This window comes from Vampirovibrionales bacterium (genome assembly GCA_016712355.1).
In the GTDB taxonomy this organism is placed as follows: domain Bacteria; phylum Cyanobacteriota; class Vampirovibrionia; order Vampirovibrionales; family Vampirovibrionaceae; genus JADJRF01.
In genome coordinates this window covers 2,015,119-2,036,812 of the sequence record JADJRF010000005.1, presented here as the reverse complement: position 1 = coordinate 2,036,812, position 21,694 = coordinate 2,015,119, and the positions used below count along the sequence as shown (strand labels likewise).

The 21,694-nt window shown below is 61.8% G+C and carries 16 protein-coding genes; 9 read left to right on the top strand and 7 right to left on the bottom strand.

All coding sequences use genetic code 11. From position 1 onward, the window contains the following. The first annotated feature begins 217 nt into the window (after positions 1-217). Both IPK79_10745 and IPK79_10740 read left to right on the top strand, forming a co-directional pair. Positions 218-2,008 (top strand): phosphoenolpyruvate carboxykinase (GTP), encoded by a 1,791-nt coding sequence (locus IPK79_10745; protein ID MBK8190914.1) that lies wholly within the window; start codon positions 218-220, stop codon positions 2,006-2,008. 258 nt (positions 2,009-2,266) lie between these two features. Then, positions 2,267-3,373, top strand: a complete 1,107-nt coding sequence (locus IPK79_10740) for a glycosyltransferase family 1 protein (protein ID MBK8190913.1) — start codon at positions 2,267-2,269, stop codon at positions 3,371-3,373. Between the two features lie 9 nt (positions 3,374-3,382). Here IPK79_10740 and IPK79_10735 read toward each other — a convergent pair whose 3' ends face one another. The 5 genes from IPK79_10735 to IPK79_10715 form a co-directional block, all read right to left on the bottom strand. Continuing rightward, on the bottom strand, positions 3,383-4,708 hold the full coding sequence (locus IPK79_10735; GenBank protein MBK8190912.1) for a glycosyltransferase family 2 protein: 1,326 nt from the start codon (positions 4,706-4,708) through the stop codon (positions 3,383-3,385). A gap of 90 nt (positions 4,709-4,798) precedes the next feature. Next, on the bottom strand, positions 4,799-5,995 hold the full coding sequence (locus IPK79_10730) for a hypothetical protein (protein MBK8190911.1): 1,197 nt from the start codon (positions 5,993-5,995) through the stop codon (positions 4,799-4,801). Continuing rightward, the gene (locus IPK79_10725) at positions 5,967-7,397 is read right to left on the bottom strand and encodes an MFS transporter (protein ID MBK8190910.1); all 1,431 of its coding nucleotides are present in this window, start codon (positions 7,395-7,397) and stop codon (positions 5,967-5,969) included. Before IPK79_10725 ends, IPK79_10730 begins: the two co-directional genes overlap by 29 nt. 75 nt (positions 7,398-7,472) lie before the next feature. Then, positions 7,473-8,297, bottom strand: a complete 825-nt coding sequence (recO, locus tag IPK79_10720; protein ID MBK8190909.1) for a DNA repair protein RecO — start codon at positions 8,295-8,297, stop codon at positions 7,473-7,475. Between the two features lie 51 nt (positions 8,298-8,348). After that, positions 8,349-8,783, bottom strand: a complete 435-nt coding sequence (locus IPK79_10715) for a DUF177 domain-containing protein (protein ID MBK8190908.1) — start codon at positions 8,781-8,783, stop codon at positions 8,349-8,351. 97 nt (positions 8,784-8,880) lie between these two features. On the opposite strand from IPK79_10715, the gene IPK79_10710 reads away from it, so the two are divergent. Further along, on the top strand, positions 8,881-9,933 hold the full coding sequence (locus tag IPK79_10710; protein MBK8190907.1) for an alcohol dehydrogenase catalytic domain-containing protein: 1,053 nt from the start codon (positions 8,881-8,883) through the stop codon (positions 9,931-9,933). Then, complete coding sequence (locus IPK79_10705) at positions 9,933-11,045, top strand: alcohol dehydrogenase catalytic domain-containing protein (GenBank protein ID MBK8190906.1); 1,113 nt, start codon at positions 9,933-9,935, stop codon at positions 11,043-11,045. Before IPK79_10710 ends, IPK79_10705 begins: the two co-directional genes overlap by 1 nt. 64 nt (positions 11,046-11,109) lie before the next feature. On the opposite strand, the gene ileS is transcribed toward IPK79_10705, so the two are convergent. Then, positions 11,110-14,043 (bottom strand): isoleucine--tRNA ligase, encoded by a 2,934-nt coding sequence (gene ileS / locus IPK79_10700; GenBank protein MBK8190905.1) that lies wholly within the window; start codon positions 14,041-14,043, stop codon positions 11,110-11,112. A gap of 278 nt (positions 14,044-14,321) precedes the next feature. Here ileS and IPK79_10695 point away from each other — a divergent pair, with 278 nt between their 5' ends. From IPK79_10695 to IPK79_10675, 5 genes are all read left to right on the top strand, one after another. Further along, the gene (locus tag IPK79_10695; GenBank protein ID MBK8190904.1) at positions 14,322-14,528 is read left to right on the top strand and encodes a hypothetical protein; all 207 of its coding nucleotides are present in this window, start codon (positions 14,322-14,324) and stop codon (positions 14,526-14,528) included. 21 nt (positions 14,529-14,549) lie between these two features. Continuing rightward, complete coding sequence (locus IPK79_10690; protein ID MBK8190903.1) at positions 14,550-16,055, top strand: FAD-dependent oxidoreductase; 1,506 nt, start codon at positions 14,550-14,552, stop codon at positions 16,053-16,055. Between the two features lie 184 nt (positions 16,056-16,239). Beyond that, entirely contained in the window at positions 16,240-17,982 is a 1,743-nt protein-coding gene (locus IPK79_10685; protein ID MBK8190902.1) for a hypothetical protein, read from the top strand. A 197-nt stretch (positions 17,983-18,179) separates the two neighbouring features. Beyond that, positions 18,180-19,520, top strand: a complete 1,341-nt coding sequence (locus tag IPK79_10680) for a hypothetical protein (protein ID MBK8190901.1) — start codon at positions 18,180-18,182, stop codon at positions 19,518-19,520. Next, positions 19,517-20,566 (top strand): alpha/beta fold hydrolase, encoded by a 1,050-nt coding sequence (locus tag IPK79_10675; protein MBK8190900.1) that lies wholly within the window; start codon positions 19,517-19,519, stop codon positions 20,564-20,566. Before IPK79_10680 ends, IPK79_10675 begins: the two co-directional genes overlap by 4 nt. Before the next feature lie 75 nt (positions 20,567-20,641). Here the strand turns inward: IPK79_10675 and IPK79_10670 are convergent, their stop codons facing one another. Continuing rightward, entirely contained in the window at positions 20,642-21,670 is a 1,029-nt protein-coding gene (locus IPK79_10670; protein MBK8190899.1) for a hypothetical protein, read from the bottom strand. Positions 21,671-21,694: the final 24 nt, after the last annotated feature.

Here is a 21,694-nt window from a genome sequence, read left to right as displayed (position 1 = left end):
TTGTAATTTTTCAGGCTCCGGCGCGATTCAATCCGCTGGGGCTTTTCTTTTGCCTGGAAACAGTCCGGCGTTAGGGCGGCGGCTTGCGCTGGGGTTGCGCTCACAGTAGAATCGTCTCGCTCTCTTTGCGAGTCCGGCGTGTTTGCCGCTGCAAACCGCTTGGCCAACGCTTTTATCCAAGAGTTTCGATTCAGTTAATTCACGGGAGACTTATGCGATGACGGAGAACCGTAAATTATCGGCATGGGTGGAAGAAATCCGCGCCATGTGCAAACCCAGCGCCGTTTACTGGTGCGACGGCTCGCCGCAGGAATACCAATCGATGCTGGATCTTCTCGTCGAGCAAGGTCTTGCCACCCCGCTAAAACAGCGCGAGAACAGCTATCTCTTCCGCTCGGACCCGTCTGATGTCGCGCGGGTCGAAGACCGGACCTATATTGCCGCGCAATCGCAGGACGCTGCCGGTCCGACCAACAACTGGATTGACCCGGAAACCCTCAAAACCACCATGCGCGGCCTCTACGATGGCTGTATGCGTGGACGCACGCTGTATGTGATCCCGTTTAGCATGGGGCCGGTGGGCTCGCCGATTGCTAAAATCGGCGTGGAAATTACCGATAGCCCGTATGTCGTCGCCAATATGCATATTATGACGCGCGTCGGCAAAGCCGTCCTCGATGCGCTGGGCGCTGACGGCGAATTCATTCCGTGTCTGCATTCGGTGGGCAAGCCCCTGGCCGAGGGCGAAACCGATGAAGGCCGCTGGCCGTGCGCGCCCATCGAGCAGAAATATATCGCCCACTTCCCTGAAGACAAGACCATCTGGTCGTATGGTTCGGGCTACGGCGGTAACGCGTTGCTCGGCAAAAAATGTCTGGCCCTGCGCATCGCCTCTAATCTGGCCCGAAACGAGGGCTGGATGGCTGAGCACATGCTGATTCTGCGCCTGACCAATCCGCAAGGACGCCGTTACCACATCGCCGCCGCCTTCCCCAGCGCCTGCGGCAAAACCAATCTGGCGATGATGCAGCCCTCAATTCCCGGCTGGAAGTGTGAAACCGTCGGCGACGATATCGCCTGGATGAAAATCGGTCAGGACGGCCGCCTGTACGCCATTAACCCCGAAGCGGGCTTCTTCGGCGTCGCGCCCGGCACCAATCGCGCGTCGAACCCGATGGCGATGGACACCATCAGCCGCAATACGATTTTCACCAACTGCGCCCTGACCCCTCAGGGCGATATCTGGTGGGAAGATATGGGCGTAAACATTGAGAGCGCCATCGACTGGAAAGGTCGGCCGTGGACGCCTCAAAGCGGCGAAAAGGCGGCGCATCCCAACGCGCGCTTTACCGCTCCTGCGAGCCAATGCCCCGTGATTTGCGATGACTGGGAAAATCCCAACGGCGTGCCGATTGATATCTTTATTTTCGGTGGCCGTCGCGGCAGCGTCGTACCGCTGGTGACCGAGGCGCTGGACTGGGATCATGGCGTGTACATGGGCGCTACCTGCGCTTCTGAAGCGACTGCTGCTGCGCTTGATGTCAAAGGCCTGCGTTTTGACCCGTTCGCCATGTTGCCGTTCTGTGGCTATAACATGGCCGATTACTTCGCGCATTGGTTCGCGATGGGCGATCGCCTCGGGGCCAACGCGCCGAAGATCTTCTACGTCAACTGGTTCCGCAAAGGCGCCGACGGTAAATTCCTCTGGCCGGGCTTCCGCGATAACAGCCGCGTTTTAAAGTGGATGTGCGAGCGCGTTGACGGCGCTGTCGACGCCAGAGAAACCCCCATTGGCCGCACGCCGCTGCCGGACGGTCTGGACGCATCGGGGTTGAATATGACCCCGGAAGCGCTTGCCGAGCTGCTGCGCGTTGACGCCGACGCCTGGAACGCGGAACTTCCGCAGGTGGAGGCATTCATGGCCAAATTCGGCGCGCGCCTCCCCGAGCGGATGGCTGCGCAAGTAGCGCGCGTGCGTCAGCGCCTGCAAACGCCCGTTTGCTGCTGAGGCCCTGATTTCTTAACCCGTTTGCCGCCCGGCTGTCTTGTTACAGTCGGGCGGTTTTTCAATGCCCCGTGCGCGCTGATAAAAAGCGCCCGTCTATGGGCTATCGCAGCCCCTAGAGCAGATTCCCCCCCTTCGCGAGCGCGGCGGCGACGGTACGTCATTGACCCGTCACGATTGGGACTTATAGTTGGGCGTATAATAAAAACAGGGCTTGCCCGTTCGCTTGTCGGGATAGGGGGAATGCCTGTAAGGGCCGCTGTGCGCATACTGATTGTGACGGATACGCACCGAACGCAGACCAATGGCGTCGTTCGCACGCTGTCAACCCTGCGCGATATTCTGCAACGGCGCGGCCATGTTGTGGGCTGGATTGATATGGAAGGGTTCGCGGCCCTCGGATGGCCGACCTACCCGGAAATCCGGCTGGCCCTGTGGCCGGGCCCCGCGCTCGCGCGCCAGATTGAGGCGTTTGCGCCGGACGCGATCCATATTGCGACCGAAGGTTTTTTGGGGATGGCGGCGCGCCGGTATTGCCGCAAGCGCCGCCTGCCGTTTACCACGGCGTTTCATTCTCGCTTGCCGGAGTATCTGGCGTCTCACGTGGGACTGCCGTTGTGGTTTTCCTTTGCGTGGCTTCGCTGGTTTCATGGCGCTTCCGCCGGGGTGATGGTCTCAACGCCCACCCAGCGGCGAGAGTTACAGGATCGCGGCTTCCAGCGTCTGCGCGCCTGGACTCGCGGCGTGGATCAGACGTTGTTCTTCCCGCGCCCGCACACGGGCGCGTCGGCGTTCTGGCGCTCGTTGCCGCGTCCGGCTCTGCTCTATGTTGGACGCGTCGCGCCGGAAAAGAATCTGGAAGCGTTTTTGTCGCTGCCCTGCCATGGCTCCAAAGTCGTTGTGGGCGAAGGACCGAGTCGGCGCGCGCTGGAGCAGACCTATCCTGAGGCGCATTTTCTGGGCGTCTTGCAGGGAGAAGCCCTTGCGCAGGCGTATTGCGCCAGCGATGCGCTGGTGTTTCCCAGCAAAACGGATACCTTTGGGCTGGTCATGCTCGAGGCGCTGGCCTGTGGCACGCCGGTGGCGGCTTTCCCCGCGCCGGGGCCGCTGGACGTGATTGGTCCGACGCTGGAGGCCCCGCGTCCGGTCGGCGCGCTCCACCCGGATCTACAGATAGCCGTCGCCAAGGCGCTGCGCGTCTCGCGCGAGGCGTGCGTGGCCTATGCGCGTACGTTCTCATGGGCAGAGAGCGCCGATCAGTTTGTCGGCAATCTCCGGCCTTTTAACCCTCAGCGGCGCGCGCTCAGTGAGAAGGCGGCGCCAGAGCCTGGTGAAATCCTGGAATCAGCCACGGCAGCGGCTGTCTAGCGAGCGTACTCAGGCGCTGAGCGCGGGATTGCGGCGACCCGCGCCGCCGTGTTCAGTTTTTCCCCAGTCGAATGCGCCTTGCGGCTCGCGGATGAGATTGACCGTGACCCAGCACACGACCGGAATCCAGACCAGAATGAAGTAAATGGCCGTCATCACCGCGTCGCTCAGCGTGCGCCAGACGCCGGGGCGATTAAAGCGATAAATCGCCACGACCAGCGCCGTATAGAAGAACCCGCACAGCACCGGCAACGCCATCAGCGAAGACAGCATATGAATCTGGTGAACCTGCCCCGTGACGTAGTGATAGCCCAGATAGCAGTAATCGAACACGAGCCACAGCGGGAAGATAAACTGAACCACATAGGCCAGCAGGTCGCCTTTGGCGCGTAAAGAGGCCTGATCGCTGGCCAGCAGGCGCATGCCGAATTGCAGATAGCGCGTCAGCGAGCCCTGCGCCCAGCGGCGACGTTGACGAATCAGCGCGCTCAGTCGGGTGATGCCTTCTTCGTAGACGAGCGTCTTATGCGCAAAGCGCACGTCCCAGCCCGCCAGTTGAAAGCGCGTGGACAGGTCGAGATCGTCCGTAAGGCTGGCCTCATTCCAGCCGCCGACGCTTTCGATGGCCGAGCGTTTGACGAGTTGCCCGTTCCCGCGAAACTCCACCGAGCAGCGAATGGCGTCGCGGCCGTACTGGAAATGGCTATCGAGCGAGTATTCGTAATTCTGACAGCGCGTGAGCCAGTTATAGTCGGCATTGGCGATTACCTTGCGCGCCTGTGCGCCGCCCACGCCTTCTTCAGCCAGAAAGGGCAACATCCGCGAGATGAAATCCGGCGCGACGAAGGCGTCAGCGTCAAAGACAGCGATGATTTCGCCATCGGTCATGGCCAGCGCGTCATTCAGGACGGCGGATTTGCCGGGGCGCCCATCGGCGGCGCGTACATGATAAGCAAAGCGCGCGGGGTCGTAACGCTGGGCCAGCGCGGCCAGACGCGCGGCGGTGCCGTCGGCGCTGCGATCGTCCATCACCAGCACGTGGAAATCGGGATAATCCAGCGCCATCAGCGCCGCAACCGTCTCTTCAATGACCTGCTCTTCGTTATGGGCGGGCACCACCAGCGACACGCGCGGGGTCCACGGCGGGGTGGGCGGCGGCGGGTATTTCCGCTCGCGGCGCTTGCGGTGCACCATCGCAACGGTAACCAGCAGGGCGTAGCCGATCATCACGACAAACAGCAGCGTCAGGCCGGAAGCCCACGGCAACCAGCGACCCAGCAGCGCGACAAACGCCCAGTTAATCAGCAGCAGCGCAAATAACGATCGTTTTACCAAGAGAAGGTTGGCGTCATGGGCTTAACAATACAAATAGCTCACCAGCATCTTACCAGAGGCGGGGCGTCGGGCGGCGGCGCGTCTGATGCGCTAATAGGCCAACAGGCGTCCTGCGTATTCGCGGAGAACATCCGCTGCGCGACGCGCGCCGTCAATCTGGGCGGCTTCGGCGGCCAGACATTCAGCGGCCTGACGGTACGAAGTCGACTCCAGCATCGCATCCATCGCCGGTTTGAGCAAGCCCGCGCTGACCTGCTCATACGATAATGCGCGCGACGCGCCCAGTTCCGCCAGACGCCGGGCGTTGTTCTCCTGCTCAATCTGATTCGTATCAGGAATCACCAGCGAGGGGCGCCCCAGCGTGAGCAGTTCCATGGCCGTGCTATGGCCGCCCTGGGTAATCACCAGATCGGCGGCCTTGAAGTACGAAACCGCCATCTTGGGCGTGGCGTTCAGTCGAACGTTCGGCGGAAGCTGCGACTCCGTAAAGGTCGTCAGCAATTCAAACTGGATGTGGGGCGATTGCGCGGCCATTTGCAGAACGGCTTCAAACAAGGGCTTGCGATAACTATGACCGCCCAGGCCCACGACCACCAGCGGACCGGAGCCATGGGGACGCGCCAGCGGCTCGACATCCTCGGCCTTCCAGGCAACCAGCGGCCCGACAAAGCGCGTGCGCTTCATGACTTGAAAATCCCGCGCCAGATTTGGCAGGCAGACCGTATGCGGCGGCGGAAAATCGGGGATAAAAATCTCTTCGGCGCTGGACAGCCAGAAGCGCATGACCCACTCGAACGAGCGCCCGAACAGCTTGACCAGCGCCGAATCCCGCGCGAAAAACGGGTAAAAGGCGCTCTGATTGGTCACCACCACGCACGGAATATCCAGTTGCGAGGCGGCCAGTACCGGGGCCATCCGCCCATCGGCGATCACCAGCGAGATGCCGTAATTGCGCATGACTTCCATCTCGTCCTGCACAATCTGATTGAAGCTCAGGGCGCGCGACTGGTTATGCAGCAAGGTGCGCCCGATGCTGAAACTGCCTGCATCGCCCACGAACTCGACTTCCTGCGGAATCTCTACGCACGGCAGGCCAAACGACTCCACGCGCTCCAGCGCATAGCTGTAAGCGCCGATGAGAATTTCGTCGTCTTCAAACTGTTGCGCCAAAGCGATCGCCCGGCTGGAATGCCCGAATCCCTCGCTACTGACCGAGAAGTACAACCGACGCCGAATTTCAGGAAAGGCGCGCCCGCGTTTACCAGTCTTCAGCAGCGGAATGGGCATGATGTCGTCTCTCTCTGGCCCTTGCAATCAGGCGCATCAGGCCGAACAGGCCGACTGCGAACACCGGCGCGCCCATCAAATTCAGCATCGCCGCTGTCCCGAAATATTCTACGCCCAGGCCGGCGGCCAGTACCGGCAGCGTCGAGGCCGTACTGAGCAGCGTGAACTGGACGCCCATAATCTTACCACGCTTGTCATCGGGAATCACCTCGTGCAACAGCGATTGCAGGGGGATGGCCACAAAGGCCGCAGCGACGCCCATCAACGTGGAAAGGCCATACGTGAGCGCCATGCGCAGCGTCAGCGGGAAGCGCTCCAGAAATAACTGCAATCCACCGCCCAGCGAGACCGATTGCGCCGGGACGCCGAACAACATGGCGTGTTTGGGAATCCAGTCCATTTGCGCCATCGCCAGCAGGAACGTTCCGATCGCCAGAAATCCGCCATAGGCCATGCGCTGGCGTCCCGCATCGCGAAAGAATCGCCCGACGACCAGCGCGCCCGCCGACATCCCGATGCCGCTGAAGGTCACGATATAGGCGAATTTTCGCGAGGCCACCGCCGGGTTGTCATACAGAAAATCGCGCGCAAAGCTGATAAACAGGATGCACATCGCCACGACAACCGAAAACAGCAGCGCCAGCTTGAGGATGGTCTTGAGAATGACGCGGCGCTCTAAAATATACGCCACGCCCTCGTGCATCTCCGCGCCGAAGCGACGTAACGAATTCAGCACGTCTCGCTGCGTAGGGCGCAGTCGGGCGGCAGACGGATCGCCCGGCGGTTTGACAAAGCACAGCACGCCGCCTGCCAGTAAAAACAGGCCGACCACGGCCCAATGAACCTGTTCCAGCGAGAAGATATTAATCAGCGGGTCGCCGAGGGCAAAACCAAAGATGACAGAGCCCATCATCGTGGTCGTAAACAGGGAATTCGCCGTCATGAGCTGGGTTTTTCGCACCACCAGCGGAATCGTCGCGGACTCTGCGGGCACGAAGAATTGCGTCGCGGACGAAACCAGAAACGCCAGGGCGTAAATGCCCATCAGCCCCTGATGCGCCGCCATTGGCAGAAACGCCAGCAGTGCCGCGCGGCACAGATTCGTGGTGACCAGCGTGAGGCGCCGGGGCCAGCGATCGACAAAAACCCCGGCAATCGCCGTCAGCAGAATCGCCGGAATTGTAAACGCAATATATAAGTAGCTGTTATACCGATCATTGGCCCCATAATAGGCCGTGATTGCGGCAATGAAGATGACAAAGACGACGCGATCGCCCAGTTGCGAGAACACCTGCCCCAGCCAGAGCAAGACAAACGTCCGGTTTTTGAGAACCGAGCGGTAGCCTTCATTCACGGCGCGCGACGGTGGCGTTTCAAGCGCCGGCGCAGAGGGAGGGGTCATCGCGGCAACATCCTTTAGGCAAAGCGAAAGACGTTTCAGACGGGAAACCGGGCTGACAACGCAAGAGCAGCCTGTCTATTCTAACGCAGGCGAGGGTCGCGTTAAAGAGGCGCCGGTCGATGCTGGCGTGGGGGCGGATGTCAGCGACAATAAAAACGTGAAGGCCCGCAATGGGCGCTCCAATCGATACGTCAGGTAATACCGCAGAAAGCCCAGCGCGCGGGTTGCGTCCACGCGCTGCCAGTCCGCGCGCTCCGGGGCGCTCAGCGCGCGCAGCGTGGCGGTCGAGACATTGACGCGACTGCCGCCCGTTTCGCGCCGGGCCGCATCCGGGCTCAGAACGCCGCCCAGTTCGGGCGAAAACGCATAGAACGACGCCTGCCAGTCCAGCGGCTCGCCGCTGACGACGCAATAATCCAGCGCGGGGGCGTAGCCGCTCAGCGACAGCAAGTGCAGCAGCGATTGCGCCAGGACGCCAATGGCCTCGCCTTCGCGCGTTTGCGGCGCGCCGACGGCAACGGCCTGCAAGCGGTACAAGGCCCCGCGCAGCGCCATATACGTGGGCTCTGCATCCACATCGTCTTCTCCGCCGAGGCGGTGCGTGGTTTCGGCCAACAGGCTGGCGCAGGCCAGCGCCATCAAGTCGCTGCGCAGAAACGGAAAGGCCTCAACGCTCTGATACTGCAGAATCGTATGCAGCGAGGCCCCGGTTCGCAATTGCAAGTGGCTGATGGCCAGCTTCTCGCCCACGCCCGACAAGGCGCTTTTGGCCCCGCGCATGCCTTTGGCCGCCGCGCGAATAAGCCCGCGCTGGGGCGAATAAAAATGAAGCGCCCGGCTCGATTCGCTAAAATCGTAGCCGCGCAGGCAGATGGCCTCAGTGATAATCACGGCGGTCATAGGGTTATTGTAAGCGGCAAAGCGCTAGAGTGGCGCGCGCGCCTGGCGCTGTTAATACGCGCACGTCGGATCGCCGCAGACCCGTTGTCCGGCGGTTTCCATCACCGCCCACTGGCGGGCGAGATCGGCGATGTCCAGCGAATCGCGCTCGTCGAGGGTTTCTTCCGGGTTCATTTCTTCGATAGGGTCGCTATGCCGATCGCCGTGTTTCTCGCCATGCTTCTCTGCATGAGGGCGACGGGCGGCGCGCACCAGAAAGGTTTCATCCAGTTGAATCGCCAGCGGTCGCGAAAACGCGCGCAGACAGCGATCGCAAATCAATTGCGCCTCGCCCTGAAGCGCCCCGCGCAGCCGAAACCCGCTCCCGTTAGGCCACACGGTGATGGCGCCGGCCAGATGACACCCCTCGCCAATCTCAGGAAAATCGCAATCCAGCGCAATGGGATCGCGCCGGTTCAGCAGGTCGCTGACGGGAAGCAGGAGCATCAGACACGTTCTCATTTTTAGGGTATTTTTAATGCTTACCATAAAGCGCGCGCGCGCGCAGCCGTCAGACAGACGCGCACCCAATCGAGACGATGGAATGTTGGCCGCAACGGTTCAGAATAACGGCTCTTTAGCTCTCAGTCAGGTTCAGAATCCGGTCTTGCCGCGAGGAGGCGCGTTATTACGCGTCATCGGCTGCGGCCTGTGCGGATCTGATCTGGATAAATGGCGTCACCGCAAGGCTCCTCCCGGCGCGGTGCTGGGCCATGAAGTCGTCGGTCGCATTGAAGCCCTCTGCCCAGAGGCGACAAGCGATTTTCGGGTGGGCGATCGCGTGGCCTGCGCCCATCATACGCCGTGCGGGGCCTGTCACGATTGCCGCAATGGCGCGGAATCCATGTGCGCGCAATTCAAGCGCAGTAATCTCATTCCCGGCGGATTCTCCCAGCGTCTGGCGCTGAGCGCTGATCATTTGCGGTTGACGACCTTTGCCGTCCCCGATGCGATTGGCGATGCCGAAGCCAGTTGCGTAGAACCCATGGCCTGCGTGCTGCGCGCCGTTCGCCGTGGCGGTGAGGCCTATCAGGGGCGGGTCGCTATTATCGGTCTGGGATTCATCGGTTTAATGGCAGCGCAAGTCTATAAAATGCGCGGCTACTGGGTAGAAGGCTATGATCGTCAAGCAGATCGCGTCGCTCTAGGGCTTTCGCGCGGATGGCTCGACGCCGGCGTCACGGTGGATGCGGACGCGCCCCTGATTCCGCCCGCTGAAGCGCCTGTGGATCGGGTTTTTCTGAGCGTCGTGACGCCGCAAACGCTGTCGCTCTCGTTGCAGCGCGCGCGCGATGGCGGCGCCCTGATTCTCTTTGCCAGTCCGCACCATGCGGGACCGACGCTGGATCCGGGCTTGCTGTATTTTCGCGAATTGTCGGTGATTCCCAGCTACTCGCCAGCGGTGGAAGACCTGCGGGAAGCTGCGGCGCTGATTTTTAACGGTCAGATTGACGTGTCGCCCCTCTGTACTCACTCTTTTCCGATGTCGGCGATCGATGAGGCGCTGGCGCGCTACCAGCGCGGCGAGGCGATCAAGATTTTCTTGACCCCGCCGCCGCCTGAAACGCCCGAACCCCCTGCGGAGGCGCGTATCTGATGGCGCTGGAAGCCCCGCTGCATCGCCCTGGGCCGGACCGGCCGGGTTCTCGCCCGCCTGACCTGCCCGCCGAGATGATGGCCATGCGCTTTTATCAGCCTGGCGATGTTCGCTATGAGCGCGTCCCCTTGCCCACTCCCGGCCCTGGCGAGTTGTTGGTGAAGATCGCGCGCGCGCTCACCTGTGGAACCGACGTGAAGTGCTATCGCCGGGGTCATCCGGTGTTGCTGAAGTCTTTTCCCTCTCCTTTTGGCCATGAGTTTGCCGGTACTGTGGCGGCGCTGGGAGAGGGCGTGCAGCAATTTGCGCTGGGCGATCGCGTGGTTGCGGCCAATTCGGCCCCCTGCGAATCGTGTTTCTATTGCCGCAAAGGCAAGCCTAATCTGTGCGTGGATCTCGATCTGCTCAATGGCGCTTACGCCCAGTATCTGGTGATTCCCGCGCGGATTGTCGCGCGCAACACGCTGAAAATTCCGGCTGAGGCCTCGTTTGAGGCGGCCGCTTTCGCAGAACCGCTGGCGGTTTCGCTTCGCGGAGTGGCCCTCTCCAATGTCGCGCCCGGCGATCGCGTGGCCGTGATTGGCTTGGGGCCCATCGGGCAATTGCTGGCGCGCGCGGCCAAAATCAGCGGGGCGCACGTGACGGCGCTGGGGCGCAATGCCCTGAAACGAAGCCTCGCCGAGAGCTTCGCTCAGGCCGACGCTGTGGTGGATATTGCCCAGAGCAGCGACGCCGAAGAAATCGTCCGACGCTATACCCCGCACGGGCGTGGATTCGATATCGTCATTGAAGCCGTCGGGCTCCCGCAGACGTGGGAAAAGGCATTCACGCTCGTTCGCCGGGGCGGTCTGGTGAATCTCTTCGCGGGTTGTCCGGCGGGAACGATTCTGCCGGTGGACGCCAGACGGCTGCATTACGATGAAATCACGGTGATTAGTCCGTTTCACCACACGCCCGCCTTTTTTGAGAAGGCCCTGAGCTGGATTGCTGACGGGACTATTGATCCCACGCCGCTCATTACGGATCGCGCGCCCCTGCGCGAGGTGACCCACGCGCTGGAAGCCGTCGAGGCCGGGCGCGCGATTAAAATCGCCATCGCCCCTAACGAGTAATCACGCCTTCAGAAGGCGTTCATAGAAGGCCGTACGCGGGCCCTGTTTTGACCGCTGGGCTGGCTTAGGCGTTGACGGCTTCGTGACAGCGCTGGCAAATCGTGGCATGGCCTTCGATCTCGCCTACAGAGGGGCAGAAGTGCCAGCAACGCGCGCATTTTGAGCCCACTGCGCGATAGACGCTCGCCTGAATCACGATCCGGCGCGATTCTTCGCCGAAGAGACGGATTTCTGAGCGTTCCTGACGTTCCAGCAGATCGGCCTCGTCAGACGGCGTCTCAACAATGCGGGCGTCCGAGACCAGCAGCAGCGGGGGAAGAGCCAGTTCGCCCAACGGCTTGAGGATGAGATCCGCGCCTTCGCTGACGCAGATTTCCACCCGCGCTTCCAGCGAACTCTTGATATCGCCGCGCGCGCGCGCCGCATCCAGCGCGAGATTCACGACATCTTTTACGCTGAAAAAGGCGTTGAAGGCGTCTTTCACGCCGTAATCCATCGCGTCCATGCGCACTTCGGGCCACGGCAGCATCGTGACGCTGGGCGGCGGCGTCTCGCCGGGAGTAAAGGCCGCTTGCTGCGCTGGGGGCAGGTTCAGCCAGATGTCATCCGCCAGATGCGGCGTCACCGGCGCCAGCATCGGGATAAGGGTTTTCATCAGCGTCATCAGCGTCGTCTGAATCGCGCGCCGCTGCGGACTGTTGGCCGGATCGCAGTACAGGACGTCCTTGCAGACGTCAAAATACAGCGCCGACAGCTCCACCACGCAGAAATTCTGCAAGGCCTGATAATACCGGTGGAATTCATACTGATCGAACGATTCGCCGACGGCTGAGACCACTTCCTGTAAGCGATGCAGGATATAGCGATCCAGCGGTGCCAGCGCTTCAGGGGCGACCGTGTGCTGCGCCGGGTCGAAATCATATAGATTACTGATCATATAGCGAACAGTATTGCGGATTTTCTTGTAGACCTCGACGAGTTGCTGGACCGTCTCCTGTCCGAGCCGGACGTCGACCGAGTAATCGACGCTGGCGACCCACAGACGCAGTACGTCGGCCCCGTGCTGGGCGATCAGCGCATTGGGGTCGATGACATTGCCCAGACTCTTGCTCATCTTGCGGCCTTGTCCGTCCAGCACAAAGCCGTGGGTCAGCACGCGCTGATACGGCGCCATGCCGTGCAGCATCACCGAGGTGAGCAGCGACGACTGAAACCAGCCGCGATGCTGATCCGAGCCTTCCAGATAGAGTTCAACCGGCAGATGGCCCAGTTGTTCGTGGCGGGCTTCGACGACGGCCGTGTGGGTGACGCCGCTGTCAAACCAGACGTCCATAATGTCCATCTCTTTGCGCAGCGTGCGCTTGCCTAGTCCGATGGCGGCCTTATCGTTGTCCGATAAGCCTTCCAGCAATTGCTCGGGCGTCCATTCCCACCAGATATCCGTGGTGTGCTGCGAAAACAGAGTGTATAACTGCGCGATAATCGCCTGATTAATGAGAATCTCGCCGGTCGCGTCGTCGTAAAATACCGGAATCGGCACGCCCCACACGCGCTGGCGGCTAATACACCAGTCAGAGCGGCTTTCGACCATGCTGGCGATGCGGGCCTCGCCGCGCGCGGGAATCCACGTCACCCCGCGAATGGCCTGCAAGGCATCCTCGCGGAATTTGTCCACGGCGATAAACCATTGTTCGGTCGCGCGGTAAATCACCGGCTCGTGGCAGCGCCAGCAATGCGGGTAACTGTGCAGGTAAGGCGTATGCCCCAGCAGCGCGCCGGTTTCCCTGAGCAGCTCCAGCACTTTGGCGTTTGCCTTGTCGTAACGCATTCCAGCGAGGCGCTCTCCGCCTTCTTCCGTAAACACGCCCCGATTATTGAGCGGCGACAGAATCGGCAGGGGATTGTCGCGAAACGCCTTGCGGTTATAGTCGTGACACAGGGCGTAGTCTTCCATCCCGTGGCCGGGCGCGGTATGGACGACGCCGGTGCCTGCGTCCAGGGTGACGTGCGAGCCGCACAGCACCGGCGCGAGGCGATCCATAAACGGATGCCGGGCCCGGGCGAATTCCAGCCCCTGACCATCCATTTCGCCGCAGATTTTCCACGATTCCAGCCCGACGTCCTGCGCAAAGGCGTCCAGACGGTCTTTGGCCAGCAGCAGCCGTTCGCCGTCCTCGGTTTCAATGACCACATACAGAAAACTCGCATTCACCGCCAGCGCCAGATTGGCGGGCAGCGTCCATGGAGTGGTCGTCCAGATAACGGCTTTTGCGCCGCTCAGTAAGGCCTGTTGCGGCGTCAGCGAGTCGTCGTCGAAGGCGAAACGCACGTAGATGCTGTCGCTGGTGTGATCAGCGTAATCGACTTCGGCGTCGGCGAGAGCGGTTTCGCAGTCCGAACACCAATAGACCGGCTTCAGGCCCTTGTAGGCGAAGCCTTTTTCGTACATCTGGGCAAAAAGCTTGACCTGTGTGGCTTCAAAGGCCGCGTCGATGCTGAGATACGGATGAGCCCAGTCTCCCCAGACGCCCAGACGTTTGAAGTTGGCTTCTTGTCCCTGAAGGTTTTTGGCGGCGAATTCCCGGCAACGCTTGCGCAACTCCAGCGGGGTGATGGCGCTGCGACCGCCTTTGACGGACTTGACCACGGCGTTCTCGATTGGCAGCCCGTGCCCGTCGTAGCCCGGCACGTAGGGCGCGTAATACCCGCGCTGAAACTTATACCGGGTGATGATGTCCTTTAGGACCTTATTGAGCGCGGTCCCGATGTGAATCTTGTCGGAACTCAAATACGGCGGCCCGTCATGCAGAATAAACTTGCGGGATTTATCGCGACTGGCTTGCGCGCGATTATAGACGTCGAGTTCTTCCCACAGCGCCTCGATTTCCGGCTCGCGCGCGGCGGCCCCGGCCTTCATCTTGAAGGTGGTTTGGGGCAGATTCAGGGTGTCCTTGTATTCCACGCCGGAGGGCGAAGCGGGCGTCGAAGAAGGCGTCATAGAGGGCGAACTCCGGTTTCAGGGGGCGTCAGCGCGTCTTGAACGGAAGCAACGCAAGCGTATGATGCAAGCGTCTCACCACAAGACTACCAAAAACCCGGCGTCAGAACACGCGCCGCCGCCTCGCGCGCGCTGCGTTCACGGGGACTTTAATCTGTCCGGGATTTATCAGGCCCAGGATTTATCGAGTATGATGACTCTTCGGAGCCGCGGGGCTGATTTTCAACAGAGAGCGTCCGGCGCGCGCATCCATAGTTCCATCATAAAGGAGGCTCTTCATGCCCTGTAGCGTATGCGGCGGTCGCGTCATTAAAAGCGAAAGCGGAGAGAAGTGCATGAATGCCGCCTGCGCCTCCAGCAGTCGCGACGCCCAGGGCGAGAAAGTCGTCTGCCGCTGCGGCGAACCGATGCAATACCAGGGTTTGAATCAACTGGGCGAGCCCAATTATGCCTGTCAGGCCTGCGGCGCCAGCGTCCGACTTTAGCGCGCAGGGAGCGCTAAGCGAGTGAGCGGAGTTTATGACGTCGCCGTCGTAGGCGACGAGGTAGAAAGCGTCCTGACCGCCGTCTCGGCGGCGCGATTTGGCGCGCGAACGGCCCTGATTCACCCGCGCGGCGCCGGGAATGGGCTGGGCGGGCTGTCCACGCGCGGCGGGCTCTGCTATATGGATATCACGCCGGGACTGTGGGGCGCGCTGTTTGCGGAGTTTCTTACGAGGGCGGGCGTTCGCCGCGTCGCGCTGTATGCGCCCGCCGCCAATGAAGCGTTGGTGACCATGCTGCACGAATCCGGGGCGTCTGTGTACGCGCGTCAGGCTGTTACGCCGCGCTGGGAAGCCGACGATCGCCGCTGGCGCCTTGATGATCCCTCCGGCAAGGGGCGGCCCCTGTTTGCGCGCATCCTGATTGATGCGACGCCCGACGCCGATATCGCCCGCGCGTTAAAAGTCCGCTATACCGAAGGGCTCGGGGGGCTTTTCGGTCCTGAATGTAATTTTCTGGGCGTAACGCCTGTGTTTCAGACGCAAGGCGTGGATCGTGAAGGACTGATCGCCTTTGAAGCCTCTCTGCGCCAGTCGCCGCGCGCCGCCGATTATCTGGCCGCAGGATTGCCGCATCTGACGCCGATACAGCGCGAAGAACTGCTTGTGCGTCCGGTGGTTTCGCCGCCCGACGACGACTATATCGATATCCTGAACCCGCTTATTGGCGTGGCGTTTCACGTATGGCGCGGCGCGGCGGCGAGCGACTATCCTCAGGCGGAAATCGCCGTCGATGGTTTTAATATCGCCCGTCTGCCCAATGAAACATTGGGATTCAATGGTCTGGTGATGCGCGGGCGCGATCTTGACAGCTTGCTGCGTTATTCGCGCGGCGAGGGGCGCTGGCCGCAAGGACTTCAAGAGGCGCTTCAGGATTTCGAGCGTTTTCTGCAAGATGCGGGCGGGTTTCGACGCGCGCGCGTCCTGGCGCCGCAAGCCCTCTACGTGCGTCAGACCCTCAATATCCAGTCGCGCCGGATGATGACGGCTGGGCAGGCGCTGGGCGGCGGCGTCGAAGCAGAGGACGCTATCGGCGCGTATAGCTACTGGCTGGACTTACGCGGCATTACGCTGGCGGCGCATTATCCCGGCGAATCGCTCGCAAAACCGCTGTTTAACGTGGGCTTGGGGCCTGCGCTGGCCTTGCTGCCTGGCGGGCCAATGGCGGGTGATGGGCGCTTCGCCGTGGTCGGGCGCTCCGCGGGGTATTCGCCTTTGGGCCAAGGCGCGGGGCGGATTATTCAGCATAATGCCTTGCTGGGAGAAGCCGTTGGCATCGCCGCCGGGATGATGGCCCGCACGCGCGCGCGCCTCAGCGAGGCCATTCCGGGCGAAATTCGCGCCGTGATGACTGCGCGAGGCATGCCCCCGGCCAAAGGTCGCGCAGTGGAAGACGCGGAGGTCATCGCTCAAAGCGCGCTGCTTCAGGCGGATGCTGAGGTCACGGCGCGCTTGCAGGCAGGCGTTTAGGCGAAAACGCGTCAGCTTGCCGGATTTTTAAGAATAAGACGCATCGGCAAGCCGGATTCTTGAGATAAGGCGCGTCGGCAAGCCGGATTCTTAAGATACGGCGCGTCGGCAAGCCGACGCTTGAGCCCGAGCGCGATTTTCTCCATACTACAGAATATCCACAGGATAGGAGCCCCCCGCGGCTATGACCCCATCATCCCCGCCCGTTTTGCCTTGGTGGCGCTCGCTTGCCTCCGACAGGGCCGACAAACTGGAGCTGGCTTCGCTGGCTATCGCGCTCCTGTCGCTGGCGATCATTGGCGGGTGGACGATTCACCCGTGGCTGTCGGCGCAAAATACGGACGGCGCGAGCTACTACCTGCTCGGATTCAGTCTGGCCAAGGCGGGCGCTTACGTGCTGCCGTCACTTCCGACGCCGCAGCCGGTGTTCAACTATCCACCCCTCTGGCCTGCCATGATTGCCGCCGTGATGAAGCTGTTGGGCTCCTATCAGCCCGCCGTGGTCGTTCCCGCGCTGAAGGGCCTGACGCTGGCCCTGTACGCCGGCGCCATCGCGCTCATTTACAGCCTCTATCGCCGCCGCGCCCCTGCGAAAATCGCCTTGCTGACCGCATTGCTGCTGGTCGTTAGCGGCGTGGCCCATCGCTATTGGGGCGATTTGCTGGCGGATATCCCCTATTTGTTTCTGTCGGCTGTGTTTCTGTGGGATTTCATCAAGGGCGCCGGGCAGCCGGGCGGGCCGTTCGCCTCGCGAAGTCGCGCCATCCGCTTGCTGGCCTTGCTCGCGCTCATGCCGATGATGCGTCCTGTTGGCCTGATGCTGGGCGTTGCGGCTTCGGCGCATGAGAGTCTGGATCGACGCTGGAAAAGCGCCGCGCTGGCCTTGCTCGCGACGGTTTCGCTTTATGGCGGCTGGCTTTTGTCCGAGCATCAGTACCGAAGCGTCCAAACGGCAGGCGATCCTGCGCTGCAACGCTTTGTCGACGCTTCTCCCGTTAAAATCTCGTTTCTCAAATACTTTGTCGCCCGCGATCCCGGCGACGAAGACGCCTCCGTAAACGCCGCGGCGCCCGCTCTGCTGCTCAAGGACAGCCTGCGGCGTCTGGAACAATACGGCCGCATGGCGACTGAGACGTTCTGGCCCATCTGCCTGGACGGGTTTCGCCTTCCCGGCCTGACCCGCGGGCTGCTGATGATCTTTTCCCTGGCGCTGATTGCCTTTGGCTTCTGGCGTCAACCCCGCGCCCTGCGGATTCTGGGGCTGTATACCGGCTTTTATCTCCTGCTGCTGCTCACGTATCCTTACGTCAGCCCGCGGTATCTGCTGCCGGTTTTGCCGTGGGTGACGGCGGCGTATTTAACGGGTCTGACGCTTGCTCTGGGAGCGCTGCAACGCTGCTTTCCTCCTGAACGGCGCGAGCGGGCCGCGCTGCTGGCCGCCGCCGCGTTGATGATTGCGGCGACGCTGGCCATCACGACGCAACTGGCTCGCGCCCTGCCCTTTTGGAGCGAATCCGCCGTGATCCGCGCTGCGGGCGTGCCGGGGGTTTCGCCGCGATACGGGGCGTTATTCGCAACGCTGGCGCAGATCAAGGCCGCACAGGAGAGCGGGCGTCTGGGCCGCGCAACGCTGATCGCCCGCAAGCCGGAACTCGCGTTTTTCTATACGGGCGTCCATGCCAAGCGGTATCCGTTTTACAGCGACCCGAACAAACTGTTCGCCTGGCTACAGGCCGAGCGCGACGCCTTAAGCGCCACTCCCGGCCAGGCGTTGTATATTTTAGACGATGGCGTGTTTAAAGAAAGCCGTCGATTGCTGGCCCCGGCGCTTGCGGCGCATCGCGATCAGCTGACGCCGGTTTTTTCGGATGCATCGGGTTCGGCGCGTCTGTGGAAGCTTGCCCCGTTGTCGCCGCCGGAGAAATAACGTCCCATCGCCCAAATCGTCAGCCTGCGGTATACTGGATATGGTTTGATAGCGCTGGTGGCGCGTGGGGCTTTTTCGCTGCATGGCTCTCATTGGTATGCGGTTGGCGGCTTCCCGTTTTACCAGTCCGGCGTCAGGCGCGCCGCTTGCGCGTTTGAGGGCCGGGGGGGCGGTATTTTTTGGATGAGGCTCACGGCATGATTGACGAAAAAACCCGGCTGGAGGGGATATTCGCTCACCTGAGCGCCTGCACGGGACTTTACGCCAAGGATACATTTGAAAATCTGCTGTCGTGCATGATTCGCATGATTCGCGAGCATCGCCTGCAAGGGCTGGCTATTTGCCGCACGCTGGGCGATGAGCGGCTCGAACCCATTATCGACTCGCTCGCCGGTCGTCCCGAAATGACGATTTACCGGCTGGATGACGCTTTTCAGGAGGCGGACGCCCTGAAACTGGGCTTTGTCATTATTCTGACCGATCGCCATTGCGCGGCGATTCACTGGCGGCCGGATGCGCGTCAATCGCTGGCGATGGCCAACGGCGGCTGGACGTTTCATCCGCAGGACTGTCGCTCGCTGGCCCTGCGCGTTGCCGAAATGGCCGCCGGCCGCCTGCCCGACGCCGAATCCCTCGCCACGCTGATTCAGGCGACGCCGCTGGATCGACGCTTCGATGAAAAATGGACGCTGGTCATTTCTTCGCTGGTCAATGGCCTGGAGAATCGTAATCAGGCGTTGGGGGCGGCGTTGGCCCAAGTCAGCGAACTCAACCGGCGGATGGTCGATCAGGAGTGCCTGGCGGCGGTCGGTAAGCTGTGTTCGGTCATTGCGCACGAAATCCGGAATCCGCTGGGGCTGATCGACTTGTACGCCAAGCTGATTGAAGCCCAGGTCGCTCAGGCGCCCTTGTCCGGGACCCCGGAAGAGGCCGAGGCCCTGCGCGAGCCCCTCAATAAAAATGTGGCGCTCATTCGCCAGTCGATTGAGAGTCTGGAAATGATTCTCTCGGAACTCAGCCAGTATGCGCGCCCCCTCACGCTGGACCTGCAGGATGTGCCGCTGGTGGCGATCACGCGCGAGGTGTGCGAGTTCTTCCGCCCGTCCTACGACGAGCGCGGCGTGACCTTGCGCATTCAGGAATCGGCGCTGGAAGGCCTGAACCTGCGCCTCGACGCCGGGCGCATCCGTCAGGCGCTGGTCAATCTGCTGAAAAACGCGCTGGAAGTCTCACGCGCAGGCGACGAGGTGACCGTGAACGTCGCGCGCCGCAAGGGCGATTCCAATGTTTATGTCAAAGTCCGGGATCAGGGCGCAGGCGTAGAAGAACTGGTGCGACAAAAGCTGTTTACCCCGTATTTCTCCACCAAGAAAAACGGGACAGGGCTGGGCCTGGCGCATAGCCGTAAAATTCTGCAATCGCACGGCGGCAGCGTTGAGCTGTTGTCTTCGCGTCCGGGCGAGGGCAGCGTGTTTGCGCTGGTTCTGCCGCTGGAAACCCCTTTGTTGAATCATGCCCACGGGAATCCGCCTTCATGACGCACGCTCTCGCCCTTCGCTCCGGCGCCGCTCTGGTGTCGCTTGTCTGCATCGCAGGATTACTCGTCGGATGCGGCGCGCCTCCCGCCAAGGATGCCTCTAAACACGGCGCCAAAGACCCGAAAGCCGCCCAAACCACTGAGCCCAGCGCAGAAACAGACGCCGGCGGCGATGAAGATGACGAGAGCGACGCCAGCGCTGCCGGGGCTGAAGCGGACAAGAAGCTGGGGTTCACGTCAATCGCGCGCCTGCCTTACGAAGAAGTCGCCATTCCCACGGATCAGCCCGGCGGGACGCTTTACGGCCGACTCTACGACCCCTTCCAGAAGCCTGAAAGCGATGCGGACGCGTCCGACGCCGCCGCTTCGGGAGACGGCGAAGAAGACGCGGGGCCCAAGGTCCGCTATCCGCTGGTGATTCTGCTGCATCCGCTTAACGGCGGCTATAAAGATTGGGGTGAGCTGCCCGCGCTGCTGGTTTCCAGGGGCTATGCCGCCCTTACGCTCGATTTGCGCGGTCATGGCAAGAGCGTCTGGCGCAACGTCAGTTGGCGCCAGTTCGCCGCCTCCGATTGGGCCAAATATCCGCAAGACGCCCTGCGCGCGGCGCGTTATTTCGATGCCTCAGAAGATTACCCGCAGGTAGACTCTCGCAGGGTGGCGATTATTGGCGCGAGCATCGGCGCAAATGCTGCTGTGTTGGGCGCATCTGGCGACAATGCCCGCGTGCGCGCTGTCGTGACGCTATCCGCCGGACTCGATTACAAGGGCCTAAAAACCACGCAGGCGATGTACGCCTTCAAGAATGCCATCCTGATGATAGCCAGCCAGGATGATCCTCAGGCCTTTGACGATACGAATATGCTGTATCGCCTGGCTTCTGGCCATAAAGAACTGTTGTTATTCCGCAATATTGGCCACGGCACGGATATGCTGCGCTTCTATCCGCAACTGATGAAGCCGATCGCTGATTGGCTCGTCCGCGAACTGCCGCCCACGCCGCAAGCCATCCCTCCCGCTCCGGACGACGGCGCAGAGGAAGAATAACGCGCGAATCCCCGTTAGAATCCGCTTAAACGCTTGCCAGCGTTCTTGCCGGGCGAACGAATTGGAGGCGCAGCCTTAGCGCATCAGACTTTCGGCGGCTTCTCGTCCGCTGGGGGCCAGCGCATATTCAATGGATTCGGCCAGTCCCGTGATATCCGGGGCCAGTGAGAGCAGCCCCTTGGAAACCGCCGTTTCCAGTACGCTGTGATTCAGCGGCGATTGCCCGGATTTTACCAGCAGGGAATTCAGGCGCTTGAGCGAAAAGCGCTCTTCGCCCTCGAAAAAGACCAGATAATAAGCGGCCATCATCAGCCAATCTTCTGAAGAGGCGGGCTGGGCGCGTTCGCAAAGATCCTGAAGCGACGCAATTACCGGCGAGGGGTCAACAGGCGCGGGCGCAGCGGCGTCGTCGCCAGACGCAGACGCCTTGGACGCGGGGCGAAACGAAGGCAGCGTCAAGGCGGGCTTGGGCTTGCGCAAGCGCGAGGCCTCGGGGTCGAGATCTTCCATCAGCGTGTCCAGCACGCGCTCGAAATCCGCTTCGTTGCCGGATCCTGCAACAACAGGCGCTTGCGGCAAGGGAACATACTCTGATTCTGACGGGGCCGGGTCATCGAACGCATCCGGCAATTCGGCCGTATCTACGGCTGCTGCAGCAGGCGCAGGCGTTTCGACAACAGGAGCGGGACTCACTTCAACAGGCGCGGGCGCGACAGCTTCCGGCGGCGCCACGGGCACAACCGGCGCCGCAGGCGCTGGGGGCGGGCTTACCACGGGCGGCGGCGCGGCCGTCACTGGCGGGAGCGTATCGACAGAGGCAATCGGCAGAGGCGATTGCAAAGCCACGGGTTCCGCAACGGGGGCGGGGACTGGGGTCACTGTCTCGGGCGCAGGCAATGGCGCGGCGGCGACAGGTTCCAGCGCCGGAGGCGGCGTTAATTCCGGGGCGTGCGCCGGGGGCAGCGGCGGAAAGTCATTTTCTTCGAGAATCGTGCGAAACCACTGATTCATCTGACGCGAGATAAAGCGCTCGTCGTCGGAAGACAGCTCGACGTGGAGGTCTTCTTTTTTAAAAGTGATTTCGTAGCGATGGGTCTCTATCATCCGCGCCCTCTCCTCGCTGACGCT

What these genes read in the sequence shown, in the direction of transcription:
- IPK79_10685 (MBK8190902.1), top strand. Translation starts at nt 16,240, where the DNA reads ATGACCCCATCATCCCCGCCCGTTTTGCCTTGGTGGCGCTCGCTTGCC.
- IPK79_10680 (MBK8190901.1), top strand. Translation starts at nt 18,180, where the DNA reads ATGATTGACGAAAAAACCCGGCTGGAGGGGATATTCGCTCACCTGAGC.
- IPK79_10695 (MBK8190904.1), top strand. Translation starts at nt 14,322, where the DNA reads ATGCCCTGTAGCGTATGCGGCGGTCGCGTCATTAAAAGCGAAAGCGGA.
- IPK79_10670 (MBK8190899.1), bottom strand. Translation starts at nt 21,670, where the DNA reads ATGATAGAGACCCATCGCTACGAAATCACTTTTAAAAAAGAAGACCTC.
- IPK79_10725 (MBK8190910.1), bottom strand. Translation starts at nt 7,397, where the DNA reads ATGACCCCTCCCTCTGCGCCGGCGCTTGAAACGCCACCGTCGCGCGCC.
- IPK79_10715 (MBK8190908.1), bottom strand. Translation starts at nt 8,783, where the DNA reads ATGCTCCTGCTTCCCGTCAGCGACCTGCTGAACCGGCGCGATCCCATT.
- IPK79_10710 (MBK8190907.1), top strand. Translation starts at nt 8,881, where the DNA reads ATGTTGGCCGCAACGGTTCAGAATAACGGCTCTTTAGCTCTCAGTCAG.
- IPK79_10675 (MBK8190900.1), top strand. Translation starts at nt 19,517, where the DNA reads ATGACGCACGCTCTCGCCCTTCGCTCCGGCGCCGCTCTGGTGTCGCTT.
- ileS (MBK8190905.1), bottom strand. Translation starts at nt 14,043, where the DNA reads ATGACGCCTTCTTCGACGCCCGCTTCGCCCTCCGGCGTGGAATACAAG.
- recO (MBK8190909.1), bottom strand. Translation starts at nt 8,297, where the DNA reads ATGACCGCCGTGATTATCACTGAGGCCATCTGCCTGCGCGGCTACGAT.
- IPK79_10705 (MBK8190906.1), top strand. Translation starts at nt 9,933, where the DNA reads ATGGCGCTGGAAGCCCCGCTGCATCGCCCTGGGCCGGACCGGCCGGGT.
- IPK79_10745 (MBK8190914.1), top strand. Translation starts at nt 218, where the DNA reads ATGACGGAGAACCGTAAATTATCGGCATGGGTGGAAGAAATCCGCGCC.
- IPK79_10730 (MBK8190911.1), bottom strand. Translation starts at nt 5,995, where the DNA reads ATGCCCATTCCGCTGCTGAAGACTGGTAAACGCGGGCGCGCCTTTCCT.